The organism is Aquicoccus porphyridii (assembly GCF_008369105.1).
In the GTDB taxonomy this organism is placed as follows: Bacteria; Pseudomonadota; Alphaproteobacteria; order Rhodobacterales; family Rhodobacteraceae; genus Aquicoccus; species Aquicoccus porphyridii.
Window position 1 is genome coordinate 1 of the sequence record NZ_VINQ01000196.1, and the last position, 390, is coordinate 390.

1 pseudogene is annotated in these 390 nt (G+C 75.9%); it reads right to left on the minus strand.

Annotated features, from left to right (window positions below):
* Positions 1–389, minus strand: a pseudogene (tagT, locus tag FLO80_RS24160) (type IV secretion associated ABC transporter ATP-binding protein TagT); the annotation flags it as partial.
* Position 390: the final 1 nt, after the last annotated feature.

Here is a 390-nt window from a genome sequence, read left to right on the forward strand (position 1 = left end):
GCCAGCGCCTGTACGCGCTCGGCGGACGGGGCGCCGAGCAACGCGCAGGGCAGGCCGATGTTGCGCCGCACATCGAGGAACTCGAGCAACCCGCCGCTTTGCAGCACGTAGCCGCAGTGCTGCCGGCGCAGCGCCGCCAAGCGGTCCTGGCGGCCGTCGCGCCAGAGCGCGGCGATGTCCTGCGGGCGTTCCCCGGCGAGGAATTCGAAGCGCCCGCCCGGGTCCGGCGCCAGGGCCAGCGCCAGCAGGTCGAGCAGGGTGCTCTTGCCGCAGCCGCTGGGGCCGACGATGGCCAGCTGGCGACCCGCGCGCAATTCCAGCGCCGGCACCCGCAGGCGGTAGCGCTGGCGACCGGCGCCGTGGCTGCGGGCGACCTCGTGCAGGCGCAGG